The sequence below is a fragment of the Nicoletella semolina genome (assembly GCF_004345745.1).
GTDB lineage: Bacteria > Pseudomonadota > Gammaproteobacteria > Enterobacterales > Pasteurellaceae > Nicoletella > Nicoletella semolina.
In genome coordinates, this window is the sequence record NZ_SLXJ01000024.1 from 1 (window position 1) to 1,328 (window position 1,328).

Annotated in this window: 1 pseudogene; it reads right to left on the reverse strand. The window is 42.3% G+C overall.

Annotated elements, in window-relative coordinates:
* A pseudogene (locus tag EV693_RS09420) lies at positions 1–1,328 on the reverse strand (hypothetical protein); the annotation flags it as partial.

Sequence of the window (1,328 nt, forward strand, 5' to 3'; positions counted from 1 at the left end):
GTTGCTTGAGCATTATAACCAATCGCAGAGGCGTAGTCGGATTGAGCAGTTGCTCTTCCTCCAAGAGCAAGTACGCCAATGCCATTGCCAGAAGTGCGAGAGCCTAAGAGTACGCCACCTGTGCTATTATTTTGAAGATTTGCAAACGGTCCAATGGCGATAGAGTTAAGACTGCTTGAACTATTGTATGCGTTATACCCGAAGGCAATTGAACGATATCCGTTTGCTTGAGCCTGACGCCCTAAGGCAATTGCATCAATATAAGAAAATGTGTTTTGTCCAAATGAGAGGGCATTTCTGTGAGCAAATGAATTTTGACCGAATGCGATTGCATTTAGATAAGATAGGGAATTTCTACCAAGTGCGATTGCGTTTCTAAGTGCAAATGAAGTTTGACCAATTGCGATTGAATTCTGCTCTAAGGCTAAAGCATCATAACCAAGAGCAATCGAGTTGTGATTTAATGACTTCGCATTACGACCAATTGCAATAGCATTTTGTTCGTTTGCGAGTGCTTTGTAACCAAGAGCCATAGCATAGTTTGAATAAGCACTTGACCATCCGCCAAGAGCAAGTACACCAATGCCACGACCAAAAGTATTAGTACCTAAGAGTGTGCCATTTGTGCTGTTACCTTGAAGAGTTGCAAATGGACCGATAACAACAGAATGGCTACTGTTCCAAGAGTTAGAAGCATTGTATCCGAAAACCATTGAGCGATATGATTTTGCTCGAGCCTCGTTACCGAGAGCTATTGAATCTATATAGGAATGGGTGAATCTACCTAATGCTATAGAATTTCTATAAGAAAAAGCACCTTTACCTATTGCGATAGCATTGCGAAAAGTTGCCATCGAGGAGTTACCAAAAGCAATAGTATCCTGGGCTAGTGCTCTAGAGTTATAGCCAACCGCAATAGATTGGTTTCCAATAGAGTAAGAATAGTTACCAATAGCGATAGAATTACGTCCACTGTAACCACTACTATTTCCGCTTTGACCAGCTATTGCATTTTCTCCAAGTGCGGTAGAATTTTCTTCTGCCTTAGAATCTTTACCCAAAGCAACATCACCATCTCTCGTAGCGTGACCGCATACATTTCCTTGTGTCCAACCATTACCATTACACTGAACAGTTTTAGCCTGAGCACTAGCACTAGATAATATTCCAACAGAAGCAATAATTGCCAGAGAAATAGGGTTGATTAGTTTAGCAGGCGAGGCGAGAATGCTGGACTGACTGACTGACTGACTGACTGACTGACTGACTGACTGACTGACTGACTGACTGACTGACTGACTGACTGACTGACTGACTGACTGACTGAC